The sequence below is a fragment of the Ruegeria sp. AG1 genome, assembly GCF_056541705.1.
This window is the reverse complement of record NZ_JBQFYU010000001.1, coordinates 63,150-81,226: the sequence shown is the minus strand read 5'-3', so window position 1 is coordinate 81,226 and position 18,077 is coordinate 63,150. Positions and strand designations below refer to the sequence as shown.

Below are 18,077 nucleotides of genomic sequence, written 5' to 3'. Positions count from 1 at the left end.
CGCTATCCCAGTCAGCAGCGACGAAAAAGCGGGAACCGACTCTGTGGACTGCTTAAAAAATCAGCAGCGATTATTCTGATTTTTTAGAAGGTGCTTCGGGCCAGACTCGGCACCGCTTCAAAAATGGTCTTTATTTACAAGTGCCTGACTTCTAAACAACTGCAACATTCACAGGCCGTGCGGGTCCAATGGTGCATCATATAGGCAGTTTTTCTTGCCAGATAAGGTGCGCTGTTTCTAACATCTGACGGCAAGCACTTCGCCCGCCACTCTTTCTACGTCGCATCGAAGGAGGGCCCAACGGGCGCAACCGGGTAAGGCGACGGGTTTCACGAATGGACATCACGTTTCTTCTGAACGGAGAGACAGTGCAGCTGTCGGATGTCAGTCCGACGGTCACCCTGCTGGACTGGCTGCGCGAAGAGCGTGGCCTGACCGGCACCAAAGAAGGCTGCAACGAAGGCGATTGCGGCGCCTGCACCGTGATGGTCACCGAAGAGGGCAGCGCCAAGGCCCTGAACGCCTGCATCCTGTTCTTACCCCAACTGCATGGCAAAGCCGTCCGCACCGTCGAGGGCGCAAGCGGCCCAAACGATGAACCTCATCCAGTCCAGAGCGCAATGGTCGATCTGCACGGTTCGCAATGCGGCTTCTGCACCCCCGGCTTTGTGATGTCGATGGTTGCAAGTCACGTGAATGGCGCAACCGACCACGACACCCAACTGGCCGGCAACCTGTGCCGCTGCACCGGCTACGCCCCGATCATCCGCGCCGCGAAAGCCGCCGAACCGCAGCCCGTCCCGCAATGGATCACTGACGACCAGTCCTTCTCTTGTTCAAAAATACCTCGGGGGGAGGCCGCAGGCCGGGGGGCAGAGCCCCCCTTCCTTCCCACGTCATCCGACGAATTGGCGGAAGTCTATGCACGGCACCCCAACGCGACACTCATCGCCGGTGCAACCGATGTCGGCCTCTGGGTTACCAAGCAACTGCGTGAGCTTGACCCGGTGATCTTCCTCAGCGGCTGTGAAGATCTCAAACAGATCACAATCACCGACGACGAAATCCGCTTCGGGGCCATGGTCGACATGAACCAGATGGGCGAGGCTCTCGCCGACCTCCATCCCTCCTACGCCGAAATGATCCGTCGCTATGCCAGCGTCCAAGTGCGCCACGCAGCCACCGTCGGCGGCAACATCGCCAATGGCTCGCCCATCGGGGACAACCCGCCCGCGCTGATCGCTTTGGGTGCAACTCTACACCTTCGCAAAGGCGACGCCCGCCGGTCCCTTCCTTTGGAAGAGTTCTTCATCGACTATGGCAAACAAGACCGCGCGCCCGGCGAATTTGTCGAGGCCGTCAGTTTCCCGCGTCAGGCGGATCGACTGAAGGCTTACAAACTCAGCAAACGGTTCGATCAGGATATCTCGGCCGTTTGCGGCTGTTTCAATATCACCGTTACGGACGGCACCGTAACGCAGGCGCGCATCGCGTTTGGTGGCATGGCTGGTACTCCGAAACGGGCAACCCATGTCGAGGCCGCACTGATCGGCAAACCCTGGACGCGCGAGGTGATTGACGCCGCGCTGCCCAGCTTTGCCGAGGACTATTCACCACTCACGGACATGCGCGCCTCGGCAACCTATCGGTTGGAGACCGCCAAAGCGATGCTGGAACGGTATTTCCTGGAAGATCAGGGCGAAGTGACTGACGTGCTGAAGGTGACGGCATGAGCGTGACCAAACCCCTCCCCCATGACGCGGCCCCGCTGCATGTGGCCGGTGCCGCACGTTATGTGGACGACATCCCGACGCCGATGGGCACCCTCCATCTAGCCTTTGGTCTGAGTCCGATTGCCAAAGGAACGATCACCGCAATGGACCTGTCGGCGGTGAAATCTGCGGATGGCGTGGTGCAGGTGATGACGGCCGAAGATCTGCCTTTTGCCAACGATGTCTCGCCTTCGATCCATGATGAGCCACTGCTGTCGGACGGATCGGTTCATTATATCGGACAGCCCGTGTTTCTGGTCGTCGCCACCAGCCATCTCGCCGCCCGCAAGGCCGCGCGGTTGGGCAAGATCGACTATGCCGAGGACACCCCGATCCTGACCATCGAAGACGCTCTGGCCGCCAACAGCCGGTTCGAGGATGGCCCCCGCATCTACGCCAAGGGCGACGCGGATGCCGCGATCGCCAGTGCGCCCCATATCATCGAAGGAAGCTTCGAGCTTGGCGGGCAAGAGCATTTCTACCTCGAAGGTCAGGCGGCGCTTGCCGTGCCGAATGAAGGCACGGATATGCTGGTTCACAGTTCCACCCAGCACCCGACCGAAATCCAACACAAGGTGGCCGATGCGCTGGGCGTTCCCATGCACGCGGTCCGGGTCGAAACCCGCCGTATGGGCGGAGGGTTCGGCGGCAAGGAAAGCCAGGGCAACGCTCTAGCCGTGGCTTGTGCCATAGCCGCGCGCGCAACCGGCAAGGCCTGCAAGATGCGCTATGACCGCGACGATGACATGATCATCACCGGCAAGCGCCACGCCTTTCGGATTTCCTACAAGGCCGGGTTCGATGAGAACGGCCATATTCAGGGCGTCTCGTTCTTGCACCATGCGATCTGCGGCTGGGCACAGGACTTGTCTTTGCCCGTCGCGGACCGAGCGATGCTGCATTCCGACAACGCCTACCTGCTGCCCAATGCCCGGATCGAGAGCCACCGACTAAAGACCAATACACAATCCGCCACCGCCTATCGTGGGTTCGGAGGCCCTCAGGGTATGGTCGGGATCGAACGCGTGATGGACCACGCCGCGCATGAACTGGGTCTGGACCCGGTCGAGCTGCGCCGTCGCAACTACTATGAACCCGCCCACAAGGTTGCTGAAGCTGCACCGGCAGAGAAACCATTGGGACATCCCGATCCGCATGAAGACCTGACAAGTAGGGGTGCTGTTGAGATGGGCGAGGCGCCCGTGCGCCCTCTGCCCGCAGGCGGCAACACGACGCCCTACGGCATGGAGGTCAGCGATTTCGAACTGCATGGCATGACCGAAGCGCTGCTGAGATCCAGCGACTATGCCGCGCGCAAGGCTGCCATCGAAAAATGGAACGCAGAGAACAGCGTGATCAAGAAGGGCATTGCGTTCTCTCCGGTCAAGTTCGGGATTTCCTTTACGCTGACCCACCTCAATCAAGCAGGTGCGTTGGTGCATGTGTATCAGGACGGCTCGGTCCACCTGAACCATGGCGGCACCGAGATGGGGCAAGGCCTGTTCCAGAAGGTCGCGCAGGTCGCAGCGTCGCGCTTTGGCATTCCGCTGGAGATGGTCAAGATCACTGCCACCGACACGGCCAAAGTGCCGAACACCTCAGCCACGGCGGCGTCTTCGGGCAGTGATCTGAACGGCATGGCGGTCAAAGCGGCCTGCGACACGATCAGAGACAGGATGGCCGACTATCTGGCCGAGCGTCATCAGGCGGATCCTTCGACCGTTACTTTCTCGGACGGTCACGTCTCAGTGGGTGCGGAACGCTATACCTTCTCTGAGGCCGCCGCTTTGGCCTATCAAGGTCGCATCAGTCTGTCGGCAACCGGTTTCTACAAAACGCCCAAGATCGAATGGGACCGGATCGCAGGTCGGGGGCGTCCGTTCTTTTACTTTGCCTATGGGGCCTCGGTGACCGAGGTGGCCGTGGACACGCTGACCGGCGAGAACCGCATTCTGCGCACTGATATCCTGCATGATGCAGGCGCATCACTGAACCCGGCGCTCGATATCGGACAGGTCGAAGGCGGCTATGTTCAAGGCTCAGGCTGGCTGACGACCGAGGAACTGGTCTGGGACGGCAAGGGCAATTTGCGCACGCATGCGCCGTCGACCTACAAGATCCCCGCCTGCTCGGACCGGCCCGACATCTTCAACGTCGCGCTTTGGGATGGCGAGAACCGCGAGGATACGATCTATCGCTCGAAAGCGGTGGGTGAGCCGCCCTTCATGCTGGGCATATCGGCATGGCTGGCCCTGTCGAATGCAGTCGCAGCCTGTGGCGACAGCTATCCGGCGCTGGATGCACCCGCCACGGCTGAGGAAGTCTGGCGCGGTGTCCAGAGGATGAAGGGAGGCATCTGATGGGATTTGATCTGGAGGCTTTGAGGGAGGCGGTCAAAACCCACGGACAGGTGACTCGTGTGGTCATCGCCGCAATCAGGGGGTCGTCCCCGCGAGAGGTGGGCGCTTCGATGTTGGTCTGGCCGGATGGCCAGAGCGGAACGATCGGCGGCGGCACGTTGGAGTTTCAGGCCGCCGAAGCTGCGCGGTCCCAATCCCTCCCCGCCCGTCTAACCCATCACGCTCTTGGCCCCGAATTGGGCCAATGCTGCGGCGGTGCAGTTTCACTGTTCTGCGAGGTCTTTGATATGAAGACGGTTGAAGCACTCGACGATACGGTCATAGCGCGATCCGCTTCTGAAGACGAAACGCCTCTATCCGTGAAACGGTTGCTTGCAACTGCGCGCGGTCAGGGAATTGCCCCCGAACCTCAACTGATCGACGGCTGGATGGTTGAGCCGGTTCACAAGCCAACCCGAAACCTGTGGATTTGGGGTGCTGGCCATGTAGGCCGAGCACTGGTGGACGTGCTATCTCCCCTGCCCGACATCGCGATCACCTGGGTCGACACAGGACCCGAGCGCTTCCCGGCCTCGGTCCCAGCAGGTGTCACCACAGTTCCAGCGGCCAAACCGGCCGAGCTGGTTCGCCATGCACCGCCCAATGCCGAGCATCTTGTGCTTACTTATTCACACAATCTGGATTTAGAGCTTTGCAATCGGCTGCTTTCGCATGATTTCCGCTTTGCGGGGCTGATCGGCTCGGCTACGAAATGGGCGCGATTCCGGTCGCGGCTGGCAGCTCTTGGACATTCACCTGAACAGATCAGCCGGATCACCTGTCCAATCGGCGATCCCGCTCTGGGCAAACACCCGCAAATGATCGCCGTTGGCGTCGCCGCGCAGCTTCTGCGTCCGGCCCGACAGACTGAGTTGAAGAAGGACCTGAGCGCGTGACCACTCCACTCTTAAGCCTGCAAGGGCTGACCAAAGCCTATCCCGGCGTCGTGGCCAATGATCAGGTGTCGTTCGACATCGGCGAAGGCGAAGTACATGCGCTTTTGGGCGAAAACGGCGCGGGGAAATCCACGCTGGTCAAAATGATCTATGGGCTGGTGAAGCCAGATAGCGGCGCCATGATGCTGCGCGGCCAACCCTTCGCCCCCGCCGAACCCCGCGCGGCGCGGGCGGATGGGATTGCGATGGTGTTCCAGCACTTCTCGCTGTTTGATGCGCTGAACGTGGCTGAGAATATTGCTTTGGGGATGGAGAACCCACCGCCCATGGGCGATCTGGCCTCGCGGATCCGCGAAGTGTCAGAGACCTATGGCTTGCCTTTGGACCCGTACCGCACGGTCGGTGATCTGTCCGCGGGGGAACGTCAGCGGGTCGAGATCATCCGCTGCCTGCTGCAGGACCCCAAGCTGCTGATCATGGACGAACCAACCAGCGTGCTGACCCCGCAAGAGGTCGAAATCCTGTTCGAGACCCTGAACAAATTGCGCTCTGAGGGCACCTCGATCCTCTATATCTCGCATAAGCTCGAAGAGATCCGCACGCTGTGTGACCACGCCACGATCCTGCGTCTGGGCAAGAATGTGGGCGAGTGTATTCCGGCCGAAACGTCAGCACGCGACATGGCCGAGATGATGGTGGGATCAACGCTGCAAACGCCCGAACGCTCGGGCCGTGAGTTCGGCGAGGTTGCGTTGGATGTCAGCGGTCTATCGGTGCCGTCGCCTTCGGAGTTTGGAACGGCGCTGAAGAACGTCCATATGACCGTCCGCAAGGGTGAGGTTCTTGGCATCGGCGGTGTCGCTGGCAACGGTCAGGATGAGTTGCTAGGCGTGCTGTCCGGTGAGATTCAAACCCCTGCCGATGCGATCAAATTCAATGGTCAGCAGATCGGCAAACTCGGCCCGACCGCCCGCCGGAAACTGGGCGTGCTGACCGCGCCTGAGGAACGTTTGGGCCATGCCGCTGCGCCGGATATGAGCCTGACCGAGAACGCCCTCCTGACCGGGTCGGTGCGCGAAGGTTTGGAAAACAAAGGTTTCCTCAAATGGTCCGAGACCAAAAGCTTCGCCGAAAAGATTATTAGCGCGTTTGACGTCAGAACGCCCGGCCCTGAAAACGCGGCACGGTCGCTGTCAGGCGGGAACCTGCAGAAATTCGTGATTGGTCGAGAAGTCTTGCAGAACCCTGAGGTGCTGGTGGTGAACCAACCGACCTGGGGTGTGGATGCAGCAGCGGCTGCGTCGATCCGGCAGGCCATTCTGGATCTGGCTGCTAAAGGAACGGCAGTGATCTGCATCAGTCAGGATTTGGACGAGTTGATGGAGATCTCAGACAGTTTTGCGGCCTTGAACGAAGGGCGGCTAAGCGCACCTCGGGAAACAACAGGCCTGACCGTTGACGAGATCGGCCTGATGATGGGCGGTGCCCATGGCATGGAGGTGGCGCATGTGTGATCTATCGCGTCGCCTACGGCGAGAGTATTGGAAAAAGACGAAGACGGGCGGGGAATAAGTACATGATTGTGTTGGAGAAACGGCCGCAACCGTCGAAAGCGTGGTCCTATGCGACCCCCGTGGTGGCGGTGATTGCCACGATGGTCTTCGGCGGCATCTTGTTCGCCATTCTGGGCAAAAACCCGATTGAGGCCATCGGCACCATCTTTTGGGAGCCCTTGTTCGGCGAGTTCGCATTTTACTACCGCCCGCAACTGCTGGTGAAAGGCGCGCCATTGGTGCTGATTGCGATCGGCCTGGCGTTGGGTTTCCGCGCCGGCATCTGGAATATCGGGGCCGAAGGGCAGTACATCATGGGTGCCATCTTCGGGGCCGGGGCCGGGCTGGCCTTTTATCCTCTGGACGCCTTTTACATCTTTCCGATCATGGTGATCGCAGGGGCCTTTGGCGGCTGGCTTTGGGCGATGATCCCGGCCTTTCTGAAGGTTCGCTTTGGCACCAACGAAATCCTTGTCTCGCTTATGCTGGTCTATGTGGCCGAGCAAATGCTGGCCTCGGTGTCACTCGGCTTGCTGAAAAACCCCGAGGGGTTTGGCTTTCCCGGTTCGCGCAACCTGCAATCCTATGACAGCGCGCATAATGCCGAGCTGATCGCTGGATCGGGGATACACTGGGGCGTCGTGACGGCCCTTATTGCGGTGATCTTTTCCTATGTTCTTTTGAACCGGCACATGCTGGGCTTTCACATCCGTTTGACCGGTGAAGCTCCGCGTGCTGCAAAGTTTGCTGGTGTGAAACCTGCCCGTCTGATCCTGTTTTGTCTGGGCCTGTCGGGGGCTCTAGCTGGTCTGGCGGGGATGTTCGAAGTTTCCGGTCCTTCGGGTGTGGTCAGCATTGACTTTAACGTAGGCTACGGTTTCACCGCGATCATTGTGGCCTTCCTTGGCCGCCTGCATCCGGTGGGCATCCTGCTGGCAGGTGGCTTGATGGCTTTGACTTATATCGGCGGTGAAATCGCGCAGTCTCAGCTGGGCCTGCCTGCCGCTGCCATTCAGGTATTCCAGGGGATGCTCCTGTTCTTCCTGCTGGCCTTCGATCTTCTGACAAACTACCGCATCCGTGCGGCCCGTAGCGAGGTAGCGTAATGGACCTTGGTGAAATCAATCCCGTCCTTCTGGTCGCCTCGCTGATGGTGGCTGCAACCCCCCTGCTTTTGGCTGCGATCGGAGAATTGGTCGTCGAAAAAGCAGGCGTTCTAAACCTCGGCGTTGAGGGCATGATGATCGTCGGCGCCATCAGCGGTTTCGCGATCTCGGTGGAAACCGGCTCGCCATGGCTGGGTTTTATCGCGTCAGCTATTGGCGGTGCGGTGCTGTCATTACTGTTCGTGTTGCTGACACAGGTCGCTCTGGCCAATCAGGTGGCCAGTGGCCTTGCGCTGACATTGTTCGGCCTCGGTTTCAGTGCCCTTCTGGGCCAAAGCTATGTGGGGATCAAACCCCCCAGCATGGAGGATATTCATATCCCCCTGATCAGCGATATCCCCGTCATCGGGCCGATCTTTTTCCAGCATGACCCGATCCTCTACGTCGGCATCGCTTTGACGGCGGGTGTCTGGGCCACACTGAAATACACGCGTGTCGGTCTGATCCTGCGCGCGGTGGGTGAAAACCACGATGCGGCGCATGCGTTGGGCTACAAAGTCATCAAAATTCGCATCATGGCGATCCTATTCGGTGGGGCCTGCGCTGGGCTGGGCGGCGCCTATATTAGCCTGATCCGTGTCCCTCAGTGGACCGAGGGCATGACCGCCGGTGTCGGCTGGATCGCTCTGGCGCTAGTGGTGTTCGCCAGCTGGAAGCCATGGCGTGCCTTGCTGGGTGCCTATTTGTTTGGCGGCATCACCGTGTTGCAGCTTAATTTGCAGGCAGCGGGCGTTGCCATTCCTGTCGAGTATCTGGCAATGTCGCCCTACATCATCACGATCCTTGTGCTTGTGATCCTTTCGGCCGACAAGAGCAGCGCACCTGCCTCACTGGGCCGGATTTTCCACGCCTCGCACTAGGGGCCAACTGAACCAACTTGGGGAGTAACACATGAAATTCACGACACTTCTGGCAAGCGCCGCCATGGCGCTGGGTCTGGCCTCGGGGGCCATGGCTGCCGACGACAAGACCAAGGTCGGCTTCGTCTATGTCGGCCCGGTGGGCGACGGCGGCTGGACCTATGAACACAACAAAGGCCGCCTGGCGGTTGAGGAAGAGTTCGGCGACAAGGTTGAAACCGTCTTTGTCGAATCCGTTCCCGAAGGCCCGGATGCCGAGCGCGTCATGACGCAAATGGCGCTGGAAGGCGCTGACCTGATCTTCACCACCTCGTTCGGCTATATGGATCCGACCATCAACGTGGCGAAGAAATTCCCGAATGTGAAATTCGAGCACGCCACCGGCTACAAAACCGCCGACAACGTCGCGGTCTACTCGGCCCGTTTCTATGAAGGTCGTGCCGTTCAGGGCCATATCGCGGGTAAGATGACCAAGTCGAACATCATCGGCTATATCGGGTCCTATCCGATCCCTGAGGTTATCCGTGGCATCAACTCGGCCTATCTGCACGCAAAGAAGGTGAACCCGGATGTCGAGTTCAAGATCGTTTGGGCTTACACTTGGTTCGATCCCGCGAAAGAAGCTGACGCTGCCACTGTTTTGATCGAACAGGGCGCGGACGTGATCCTGCAGCACACCGACTCGACCGCGCCTCAAGCGGCTGCGCAGGAGGCTGGCAATGTCGTGACCTTCGGTCAGGCCTCGGACATGAGCGAGTACGCCCCGTTCCCGCGCGTATCTTCGATCATCGATGACTGGGCGCCCTACTACATCGCACGGACCAAGGCTGTCATGGACGGCACGTGGGAAAGCGCCAACACATGGGACGGTATCCGCGAAGGCATGGTCGCAATCGGCGAGATCTCAGACGCGGTTCCAGCAGATGTCAAAGAAGAGGCTCTGGCGCTGAAAGCAGCCATGGCTGCAGGTGAATACCACCCCTTCACCGGCCCGATCAAAAAGCAGGATGGCAGCGACTGGCTGGCCGAAGGTGAGGTCGCAGATGACGGTACGCTGGCCGGTATGAACTTCTACATCGAAGGTCTGGAAGGCGAGATCCCGCAATAAGCTGCAGGGCGTATCGAAAAACCAAAGGCCCGCATTTTGCGGGCCTTTTTTGTTGGGGCTAAATTGCCCAGATCAAGTTCTGAACCGTCAGTGCCCCGTCAGCACCAAGGTGTTCACCGGCATCAGGATCAGACGTAACCGAAGGCCGGCCGCATGAACCACTCCAATCGTGTCGACCACATGCAGGAACGCCTTGTTCCAGAATCCAAGGCTTTCATCCTCTAGCTTGTGGTGGTTGTCGGTATAGACATTGGCCAGACAGTTGCTGCCCGGAGGGATGTCATCCGCCATGCCTTTATACAGCGGCTCCATATACACCAGAATCGAACCCGGCACTTTGTTGTGCTGGACGTCCCGCAACTCGTCTGTTGGACGAATCTGACCTGAGGGTATGACGTCCTGCACCTCGACCACAACCATCGGGATCACAGTGAAGGGTTTGGTCATGCAACCCAGCTCTCCAATCATGCCCGGTTTGATGACCTGAGCAGACATCTGGTTGAACGCAGCCTGAAAACGATCATGGCCCGAGTGCGAAGGCACCAGAATGCCAGCCGGGCGCAACAGCGGGCTGACATAGTCACCAACCTGCAGACCGAACTGTTCGATCCGACCGGTAACACCCGCGCTGATCACAGTCTTGTCCAGCTCGGTCAGGGCTGCATCCAGCTGCGCATTGGCGCTGGCCAGTTGGGCCGGGATCAGTTCTTCGATCTGCTGCACCACGGCGGCGCGTTGTGACTGGGCGGCGGTGACCTGCGCTTCGCGCTCAGCCACCAGATTCTCCAACCGCTCAATCTCGGCCAGACGCACCGCGCTGGAGCCTTCGTCGCGCAGTGTGGTGTTACGCTCTAGGTCTTCGACAGATTGTGCCAAGGCGGCGCGCGCACCAGCGATCCCGGCATCCGCCTGCGCCAGGTCCGTCTCGGCCACTTTCAATGAAGCCTGGACCTGCGCGATCTGTGCATGGGCCGCCTGAACCTGCGCCTGCTGGGTGAAATCCTCGATCCGGAAAATCGGCTGGCCCGCGGTCACCGTATCGTTGTTGCCGACATAGACCTCAGACACCCGCCCGCCCAGTTGCGGCAGGATCGTGACCGTCCGGAAATACGAGGCCGCAGTGCTGGAGGCCGGGTGGAAGTAGAACAGCGTGGTGATCACGGACAGCGCCAGAATGGCACAGGTGGTCAGGCCCCAGCGTAGCTCGTACCACATGGTGAAAAGGGTGATCTCATGCCCGATCCGCTTGCCTTGGACAAAGCGTCGGAACAGGAAATCCGGCAGCACCGTAATCAGGGCGCATAGCATCGTTTCGATCATGACTTACTGCTCCGACGTCGTAGAGGTTTGCGGTGCCGTAGGGGTCGGTTCAGCAGGTTCCTGAGGCGCAAGAGACTGTCCAAGTGAGCGAATGGCATCCGCTATGTTTCGCATCGGCGTTGCAAAATCGGGGAATTGGAACCCGGCAACCAGAACGGCTGCGATCCAGAAAATGCCGTTATGTGTAAACAGCGCCAGCAGCGCCAAAATGCCCACCAACTGGAACTGAGGGTGATTATTCTCATGCGCCATTTTCTCGGGCACCGAATGCAGCGTCAGATATCCGACACCAATCAACACAACCAGAACGACAAAAAACACAACCATTGCCGAAAAGAGGTAGTCGCTCCCATCGGCTGCGACGACATATTTTGGGATATGTCCCGTGGCCATAGGATGGAGGTCCGCTACAGTCACCTTAATCTCCTTCTTTTCTATGATGCGTCTTTGGCCGGGTTGATCGCCAAATTCAAGCCTGCTTATAGTCTCCCGAAATCCAAGCATATTCTTATCACAAGCACCAAGAGCCTTATGACATCTGCTTCATCACAATCTTTCCCGGTCACCCTGCGATGATCGACTTTCTAATCATCGGCGGCGGCATCGCGGGCCTCAGCGCGGGCGCGCGTTTGTCTGCTCATGGCTCTGTCACTGTTCTCGAGACCGAGGCCGCTCTGGGCTATCATTCATCTGGCCGCTCAGCCGCGATGTTCGAGGAAAACTACGGCCCGCCCTCGGTGGTTGCGCTCAATCAGGCCGGGGTCGATTACCTGCGATCAGCGAACGGAGGCTACCTGACCCCCCGAGGCCTCATGCTGGTTGCAGGCCACGATCAGGCCGACCTGTTTACCAAAGACGTCGTAGAGCTGAACGTACGCTCCATTTCGCCGCAGCAAGCCATCGACAAAATCCCGATCCTGAACCCGGACGTTCTGGCCCACGCCGCCATCAGTGTGGACGCCTTCGACATCGATACCGACCGCCTGATGCAGGACTTCGCGCGCGTGATCCGAAGCAATGGCGGCGCGGTCCTGACCCGCCAGGCTGTCACCGATATCCGCAAAAGCGACCATTGGGTCATTCAGGCAGGCGACGTGTTCGAGGCCCGGAACCTAGTCAATGCAGCTGGCGCTTGGGTGGATGAGGTCGCCGCGATGGCTGGTCTGCCGCCCATTGGCATCGTGCCGAAGCGCCGCTCCATGGCGCGTATTCCCGCACCCGGAGGGCATGACGTATCCAACTGGCCCATGCTGATGGGGCCGGGAGAAGGTTGGTACGCCAAGCCTGATGCGGGGAAGTATCTGGTCTCACCCTCCGAAGCTGAACCGACAATACCTCATGACGCCTATACCGATGATATGGTTCTTGCAGAAGGTCTGGCGCGGTATGAGGCTATGGTGACAACCCCAGTCACACGGCTCGAGGCGAACTGGGCCGGGCTGCGTAGCTTCGTGGCGGATGGCACGTTGGTGCTGGGGCCAGATCCACAGGACCGCTCGTTCATCTGGTGCGCGGGTCAAGGTGGGTACGGGTTCCAGACATCGCCAGCTGCATCGTCCCATCTCGCCAGCCTTGTGACAGGGGCGCCGTCTGAACTGCCTCGGGACATAGTCAATCAGTTGCATGTGGAAAGGTTGCGATCATGACCAAACGCGTTCTGCCTTCGAATGCCAGCATCGCGACGCAAGGCAATGGGGCTCGAATGATCGCTCCAGCCGCCAGCCGCAACTCGGACGCGCTATGCGTCTTGCTGGCCAAGATGGCCCCTGCCTCTGGTCGCGCACTGGAAATCGCAAGCGGCACTGGCCAGCATGTTGCCGCCTTTGCGCAGACACTGCCCAACTTGGTCTGGCAACCCACAGAAATCGACCCTGAACGCCGCGCCAGCATCGACGCCTATGCGACGGGCGTCTCCAACATCCTTCCCGCCACCGATCTGGATGCAACCTCCGCAGGCTGGCATGAGGCATTCCAAGAGCAGGACCTGATCGTTCTGATCAACCTGCTGCACCTGATCTCATGGACAGAAGCTGACACGTTTCTCAGCGAGGCCTCACGGGCGCTGCGTCCGGCAGGCAGCCTCATCATCTACGGCCCCTTCATGCGAGACGGTGTCTTAACCAGCCCTGGGGATGAAAAGTTTCACGAAGCCCTGGTCTCACAGGATCCAGAGATCGGGTACAAGAACGACAATGAGGTCAAAGCGCGTTTACAGTATTGCGGCTTGCAGCTGGTCCAGTTGGTGGAAATGCCTGCCAATAATCTGGCATTTGTTGCTCAAAGGCCGAAAACCTGATCAGTTGTTTTGCCGATCAAAGCCTGCTGGCGCAGGCTTGCCTCCGGCGGAGGTATTTTTGAACAGAAGAAGTAACGGACGGTTAACTCTGATTTGAGACTGTGAATCTGCGGAACAGGCGGAGGCGCCGATGACCGCAACAGGAGAAGGCCCCCCTTGCCAAAAGCAGGGGGGGGCTGGATCTTGTACCAGCCCCGCTTCTTCTGTTTGAAAATACCTCCGCCGGAGGCATGTGTCGCCGCAGGCGGCGCATTTACTCGCGCCACCGCAGTTCTCCAGGATTTCAGCCGTCCTTGCGGATGGTTTCGTTTTTCGGGTCGTAGGGGCTGTCGCATGTGACAACGGCATCCCACAGCTTGTCCTGAATCTTGACCTTCAGATTGGTGCCTTCAACCGCGAGATCAGGCGTCACATAGCCCATGCCGATGGATTTCTCGAACGCCACCGAGTAACCGCCCGAGGTCAGACGACCCACGCGTGCGCCTTCCGTTGTGTACAGCGCCTCGCGGCCCCACGGGTCGGCATCGTCTGGTCCGTCGATTAAAAGGGTGCAGCACTTGAAGCGCACACCAGTCTCTTCCAGCTTGGCCTTGCCGTGGAAGTCTTTCGACAGGTCGACAAAGCGCGGCAGGTCTGCTTCCAGCGGGGTCGCGTCGCGGCCCAGTTCGGTGCCGAAGGCGCGATAGGATTTCTCCTGACGCAGCCAGTTCTGGGCGCGGGCACCGACCAGCTTCATACCGTGCTTCTCACCGGCTTTCTCCAGCAGGTCGAATAGGTAGTTCTGCATCTCGATCGGGTGGTGCAGCTCCCAACCCAGCTCACCGGTATAAGCCACACGGATCGCGTTGACCGGGCACATGCCCAGTTCGATCTGGCGGGCTGACAGCCAGGGGAAGCGCTTGTTGGACAGAGCGGTTTCTGGATCGGTGTCTTTGATGACCTCTTTCAGAACGTCACGCGATTTCGGTCCGGCGATGGCGAAAACGCCCCACTGAGTAGTCACGTCTTGGATCTCGATGTAGCCGAACTCCTCCATCTTATCCTCGGCCGCCTTGCGCAGATAGTCGGCGTCGTACTCGGTCCAAGCACCGGCAGAGACGATGTAGTAGTTGTTCTCGCCGTTGCGAACGATGGTGTATTCGGTGCGGGTGGTGCCATGCGAGGTCAGCGCGTAGGTCAGGTTGATGCGACCGACCTTGGGTAGCTTGTTGCAGGTGAACCAATCCAGGAACTGAGTCGCTCCGGGGCCTTTGACGACGTGCTTTGTAAAGGCCGACGCGTCGATTAGGCCCACGCCTTCACGGACCGCTTTGGCTTCTTCGACTGCATATTGCCACCAGCCACCGCGACGGAACGAACGGCTTTCCTTGTCGAAATTGTCCGGTGCATCAACAGGGCCGAAATAGTTCGGACGTTCCCAACCGTTCACCCAACCGAACTGAGCGCCACGCGCTTTCTGGCGTTCATAGGCCGGAACAGTCCGCAGCGGACGGCAGGCTTCACGCTCTTCATCCGGGTGGTGCAGGATGTAAACGTGCTCATAGCACTCTTCGTTCTTGCGGGCCGCAAACTCGGTGGTCATCCAATTGCTGCTGTAGCGCTTGGGGTCCAGCGAGGCCATATCGATCTCGGCTTCGCCATCGACCATCATCTGCGCCAGATAGTAGCCGGTGCCGCCCGCGGCGGTGATCCCGAACGAGAAGCCTTCGGCCAGCCACATATTGCGCAGCCCCGGTGCGGGGCCGACCAGCGGGTTGCCGTCGGGGGTGTAGCAGATCGGGCCGTTGAAATCGTCTTTCAGGCCAGATTCGGCGCAGGAGGGCACGCGCTCAGCCATCGCCATGTACTGGTCTGCGATCCGGTCGATATCCAGCGGGAACAGGTCAGCCCGGAAGCTGTCCGGCACGCCATGTTCAAAGCGTGCTGGCGCGCCGTGTTCATAGATACCCAGAATCCAGCCACCGCGTTCTTCACGCGCATAGGATTCGTTGTCGGCATCACGCACAACGGGGTGCTCGGGGTTACCGGCTTCACGCCATTTGACCAGCTCAGGGTCTTTGTCCATGACGATGAACGTGTGCTCGACCGGGATCGCGGGCATCTTGATGCCCAGCATCTTGGCGGTGCGCTGCGCGTGGTTGCCCGATGCGGTCACGACATGCTCGGCGGTGATCACCACCTGCTCGTCGGAGGGAACAAGGTTGCCGCCCTGCTCGATCATCTTGGTGCAGGTGACTTCCCAATGAGTGCCGTTCCAATGGAAGGCATCCGCCTGCATCTTGCGAACGATGTCGACGCCGCGCTGACGGGCACCTTTGGCCATCGCTTGGGTCACGTCAGCCGGGTTAATATAGCCATCTTCGGTGTGATAGATCGCACCTTTCAGGTCGCCGGTTTCGATCAATGGCCAGCGTTCCTTGATCTGCTCGGGTGTCAGCCATTCGTAAGCGACGTCACAGGTCTCAGCTGTAGACGCATAGAGCATGTATTCGTCCATACGCTCTTGCGTCTGCGCCATGCGCAGGTTGCCGACCACGGCGAAGCCCGCGTTGAGGCCGGTCTCTTCTTCGAGCTGCTTGTAGAAGTCGACCGAGTACTTGTGGATGTGGGTTGTCGCGTAAGACATGTTGAACAGCGGCAGCAGGCCAGCCGCGTGCCAGGTCGAGCCCGAGGTCAGCTCGTCCCGCTCGATCAACATCACATCATCCCAGCCCGCTTTGGCCAGGTGATAGGCAATCGAGGTTCCGACGGCGCCGCCGCCAACGACCAGTGCTTTGACTTGGGTTTTCATAACCGGGTGTCTCCCCTTGGAATCTGTTGCCACCATATGGCTTGATTCCGAATTCAATCGCGGAAGCCATCCGACCAGTGATATAAGAAAAACGACCCGCACGGGAGATGCAGGTCGTTAAATGGCGACTTACGATCCAGCCATCAGCCTTCGGAGCGACACCGTTTGGTGTTTCCAACGGTCTTGCAGACCAGCTTGCCGGGCGGTTCAGTGGATTCGGGTTCCTGAGCTTTCGGTGTGCTGTCAACGCTTGCGGGTTCATCCTCGGACCCGCCAGTGAAGGCTGCGATATAGTCGCTTGCACTTAGCCCGTCACCCGAGGCTTTGGCTTTCTGGTAGTAGTCCAGCCCCGCGACCGCCAGCCCGGCCACCGCGACAAAGCCAGCCAGATATTTTGCACTCATGTCGATCACCTGTTCGTCTTTCGCCGTAAGACACCACATCACCTAGACGTTTTGTGGGCACAAAGCGGACAAGATCGCGGAAACTGCTAGGTGTGATCGGCCAGTATCTTTCCCGGATTCATGATGTTGTCGGGGTCCAGCGCGGCCTTGATCGCGGCCATGTAGTGTGTTGCCTGACCCAGTTCTTTTTCAAGATAGGGGCGCTTGCCCTGCCCGATGCCATGCTCGCCCGTGCAGGTGCCCTCCATCGAGATGGCCAGATCGTTTAGCCATCCGACAAATTCATCGGCCCGGCGGACTTCTTCGGCGTCGTCCATGTCGATCAGGGGCAGCGTGTGAAAGTTCCCGTCGCCGACATGCCCTACAATAGGCGCAAGCAAGTCAAGCTCAGCCGCTTTGTCCTGAGCGGCCCCTACGGCCTCGGCCAGACGGGAAATCGGCACGCAGACATCGGTCGAGATCCCTTTGGCGCCCGGTCGCAACTGAAGGCTGGCCCAGTACATGTCGTGTCGCGCTTGCCAGAGCTTATTGCGTTCCTCGGTGGTCGAGGTTGCAGCAAAGTCTGTGCCGCCAAACTCTTCTGCGATCTGACCAAAGGTCTCGGCCTGTTCGGCTGCGCTTGCGTCCGAGCCGTGGAACTCCAACAGCAGCAGAGGCGTTTCGGGCAAGGTCAAGCTGGAATAAGCATTGGCGGCTTTGACGGATAGTTCATCCAGCAATTCGATCCGCGCGACAGGTACGCCGTATTGGATCGTCATCATCACCGCCCGGCAGGCGGAATCGACGGTTGGGAAAGAGCAGCGGGCGGAACTGATCGCCTCGGGGATACCATGCAGGCGTAGGGTCAATTCGGTGATGATGCCCAGCGTGCCTTCGGCCCCGATCAATAGCCGCGCCAAATCGTACCCCGCCGAGGATTTCTTGGCGCGATTTCCGGTACGGATGATCTGCCCATCCGGCATGACCGCCTCGAGGCTCAGTACGTTGTCCCGCATGGTGCCATAGCGCACCGCATTGGTCCCGGAGGCACGGGTTGCAGCCATCCCGCCAAGCGAGGCGTTGGCACCGGGATCAATCGGAAAGAACAGGCCCTGATCGCGCAGATGGGTGTTCAGGTCTTCACGCGTGACACCGGGTTGCACGACGCAATCAAGATCCTCGGCATGTACCGCCAACACTTTGTTCATCTGGGTCAGATCGACCGACACCCCACCAGCAGGCGCGTTCACATGCCCCTCAAGAGAGGTGCCCGTGCCAAATGCAATCACCGGCACCTTATGCGCGGCACAGGTTTTGACGATCTCAGAGACCTCCTGCGTGGTGTGGGGAAACACCACCGCGTCGGGGCTTTGATTGGTGATCCAGGTCGTGGTGTGGCCATGCTGTTCGCGGATGGCCGCACCGGTTTGGAGACGATCCCCAAACTGTTGCTTCAAGATGCCGAGCGCCGTTCCAATCCCAGCCTCATTTCTCGGCAGAGCCGTCGCCTGCACCATGATACCCCTCTCCTGC

14 protein-coding genes are annotated in these 18,077 nt (G+C 59.5%); 9 read left to right on the top strand and 5 right to left on the bottom strand.

The genetic code is table 11. From position 1 onward, the window contains the following. Positions 1-335 precede the first annotated feature (335 nt). The 7 genes from xdhA (at position 336) to ACR0B5_RS00310 (ending at position 9,754) form a co-directional block, all read left to right on the top strand. On the top strand, positions 336-1,733 hold the full coding sequence (gene xdhA / locus ACR0B5_RS00340; protein ID WP_480537639.1) for a xanthine dehydrogenase small subunit: 1,398 nt from the start codon (positions 336-338) through the stop codon (positions 1,731-1,733). Beyond that, positions 1,730-4,132, top strand: a complete 2,403-nt coding sequence (gene xdhB, locus ACR0B5_RS00335) for a xanthine dehydrogenase molybdopterin binding subunit (RefSeq protein ID WP_480537637.1) — start codon at positions 1,730-1,732, stop codon at positions 4,130-4,132. Before xdhA ends, xdhB begins: the two co-directional genes overlap by 4 nt. Continuing rightward, the gene (xdhC, locus tag ACR0B5_RS00330) at positions 4,132-5,067 is read left to right on the top strand and encodes a xanthine dehydrogenase accessory protein XdhC (RefSeq protein ID WP_480537635.1); all 936 of its coding nucleotides are present in this window, start codon (positions 4,132-4,134) and stop codon (positions 5,065-5,067) included. The genes xdhB and xdhC overlap by 1 nt, the downstream gene beginning before the upstream one ends. Continuing rightward, on the top strand, positions 5,064-6,581 hold the full coding sequence (locus ACR0B5_RS00325; RefSeq protein ID WP_480537633.1) for an ABC transporter ATP-binding protein: 1,518 nt from the start codon (positions 5,064-5,066) through the stop codon (positions 6,579-6,581). Before xdhC ends, ACR0B5_RS00325 begins: the two co-directional genes overlap by 4 nt. A 62-nt stretch (positions 6,582-6,643) precedes the next feature. Next, positions 6,644-7,726, top strand: coding sequence for an ABC transporter permease (locus ACR0B5_RS00320; RefSeq protein WP_480537631.1), 1,083 nt, complete (start codon positions 6,644-6,646; stop codon positions 7,724-7,726). Continuing rightward, positions 7,726-8,646: an ABC transporter permease gene (locus ACR0B5_RS00315; protein WP_170468428.1), complete on the top strand. Its 921-nt coding sequence runs from the start codon at positions 7,726-7,728 to the stop codon at positions 8,644-8,646. The genes ACR0B5_RS00320 and ACR0B5_RS00315 overlap by 1 nt, the downstream gene beginning before the upstream one ends. Positions 8,647-8,677: 31 nt before the next feature. Next, on the top strand, positions 8,678-9,754 hold the full coding sequence (locus ACR0B5_RS00310) for a BMP family ABC transporter substrate-binding protein (RefSeq protein ID WP_170374472.1): 1,077 nt from the start codon (positions 8,678-8,680) through the stop codon (positions 9,752-9,754). 87 nt (positions 9,755-9,841) lie between these two features. Here the strand turns inward: ACR0B5_RS00310 and ACR0B5_RS00305 are convergent, their stop codons facing one another. Together ACR0B5_RS00305 and ACR0B5_RS00300 are read right to left on the bottom strand one after the other, a co-directional pair. Beyond that, positions 9,842-11,074 carry an HlyD family secretion protein gene (locus tag ACR0B5_RS00305; protein WP_480537629.1) on the bottom strand — a complete coding sequence of 411 codons (1,233 nt, stop codon included), beginning with the start codon at positions 11,072-11,074 and terminating at the stop codon, positions 9,842-9,844. Positions 11,075-11,077: 3 nt separating this feature from the next. Further along, positions 11,078-11,467, bottom strand: a complete 390-nt coding sequence (locus ACR0B5_RS00300) for a hypothetical protein (protein ID WP_480538146.1) — start codon at positions 11,465-11,467, stop codon at positions 11,078-11,080. Positions 11,468-11,646: 179 nt separating this feature from the next. Here ACR0B5_RS00300 and ACR0B5_RS00295 point away from each other — a divergent pair, with 179 nt between their 5' ends. Both ACR0B5_RS00295 and ACR0B5_RS00290 read left to right on the top strand, forming a co-directional pair. After that, entirely contained in the window at positions 11,647-12,720 is a 1,074-nt protein-coding gene (locus ACR0B5_RS00295; protein WP_480537627.1) for an NAD(P)/FAD-dependent oxidoreductase, read from the top strand. Continuing rightward, positions 12,717-13,370 (top strand): DUF938 domain-containing protein, encoded by a 654-nt coding sequence (locus ACR0B5_RS00290; protein WP_480537625.1) that lies wholly within the window; start codon positions 12,717-12,719, stop codon positions 13,368-13,370. Before ACR0B5_RS00295 ends, ACR0B5_RS00290 begins: the two co-directional genes overlap by 4 nt. Positions 13,371-13,653: 283 nt before the next feature. Here ACR0B5_RS00290 and ACR0B5_RS00285 read toward each other — a convergent pair whose 3' ends face one another. From ACR0B5_RS00285 to ACR0B5_RS00275, 3 genes are all read right to left on the bottom strand, one after another. After that, positions 13,654-16,161, bottom strand: coding sequence for a GcvT family protein (locus ACR0B5_RS00285; protein WP_480537623.1), 2,508 nt, complete (start codon positions 16,159-16,161; stop codon positions 13,654-13,656). Positions 16,162-16,304: 143 nt separating this feature from the next. After that, positions 16,305-16,565, bottom strand: coding sequence for a hypothetical protein (locus tag ACR0B5_RS00280; RefSeq protein ID WP_480537621.1), 261 nt, complete (start codon positions 16,563-16,565; stop codon positions 16,305-16,307). An 86-nt stretch (positions 16,566-16,651) separates the two neighbouring features. After that, positions 16,652-18,061, bottom strand: coding sequence for an FAD-binding oxidoreductase (locus ACR0B5_RS00275; RefSeq protein ID WP_480537619.1), 1,410 nt, complete (start codon positions 18,059-18,061; stop codon positions 16,652-16,654). Positions 18,062-18,077 lie beyond the last annotated feature (16 nt).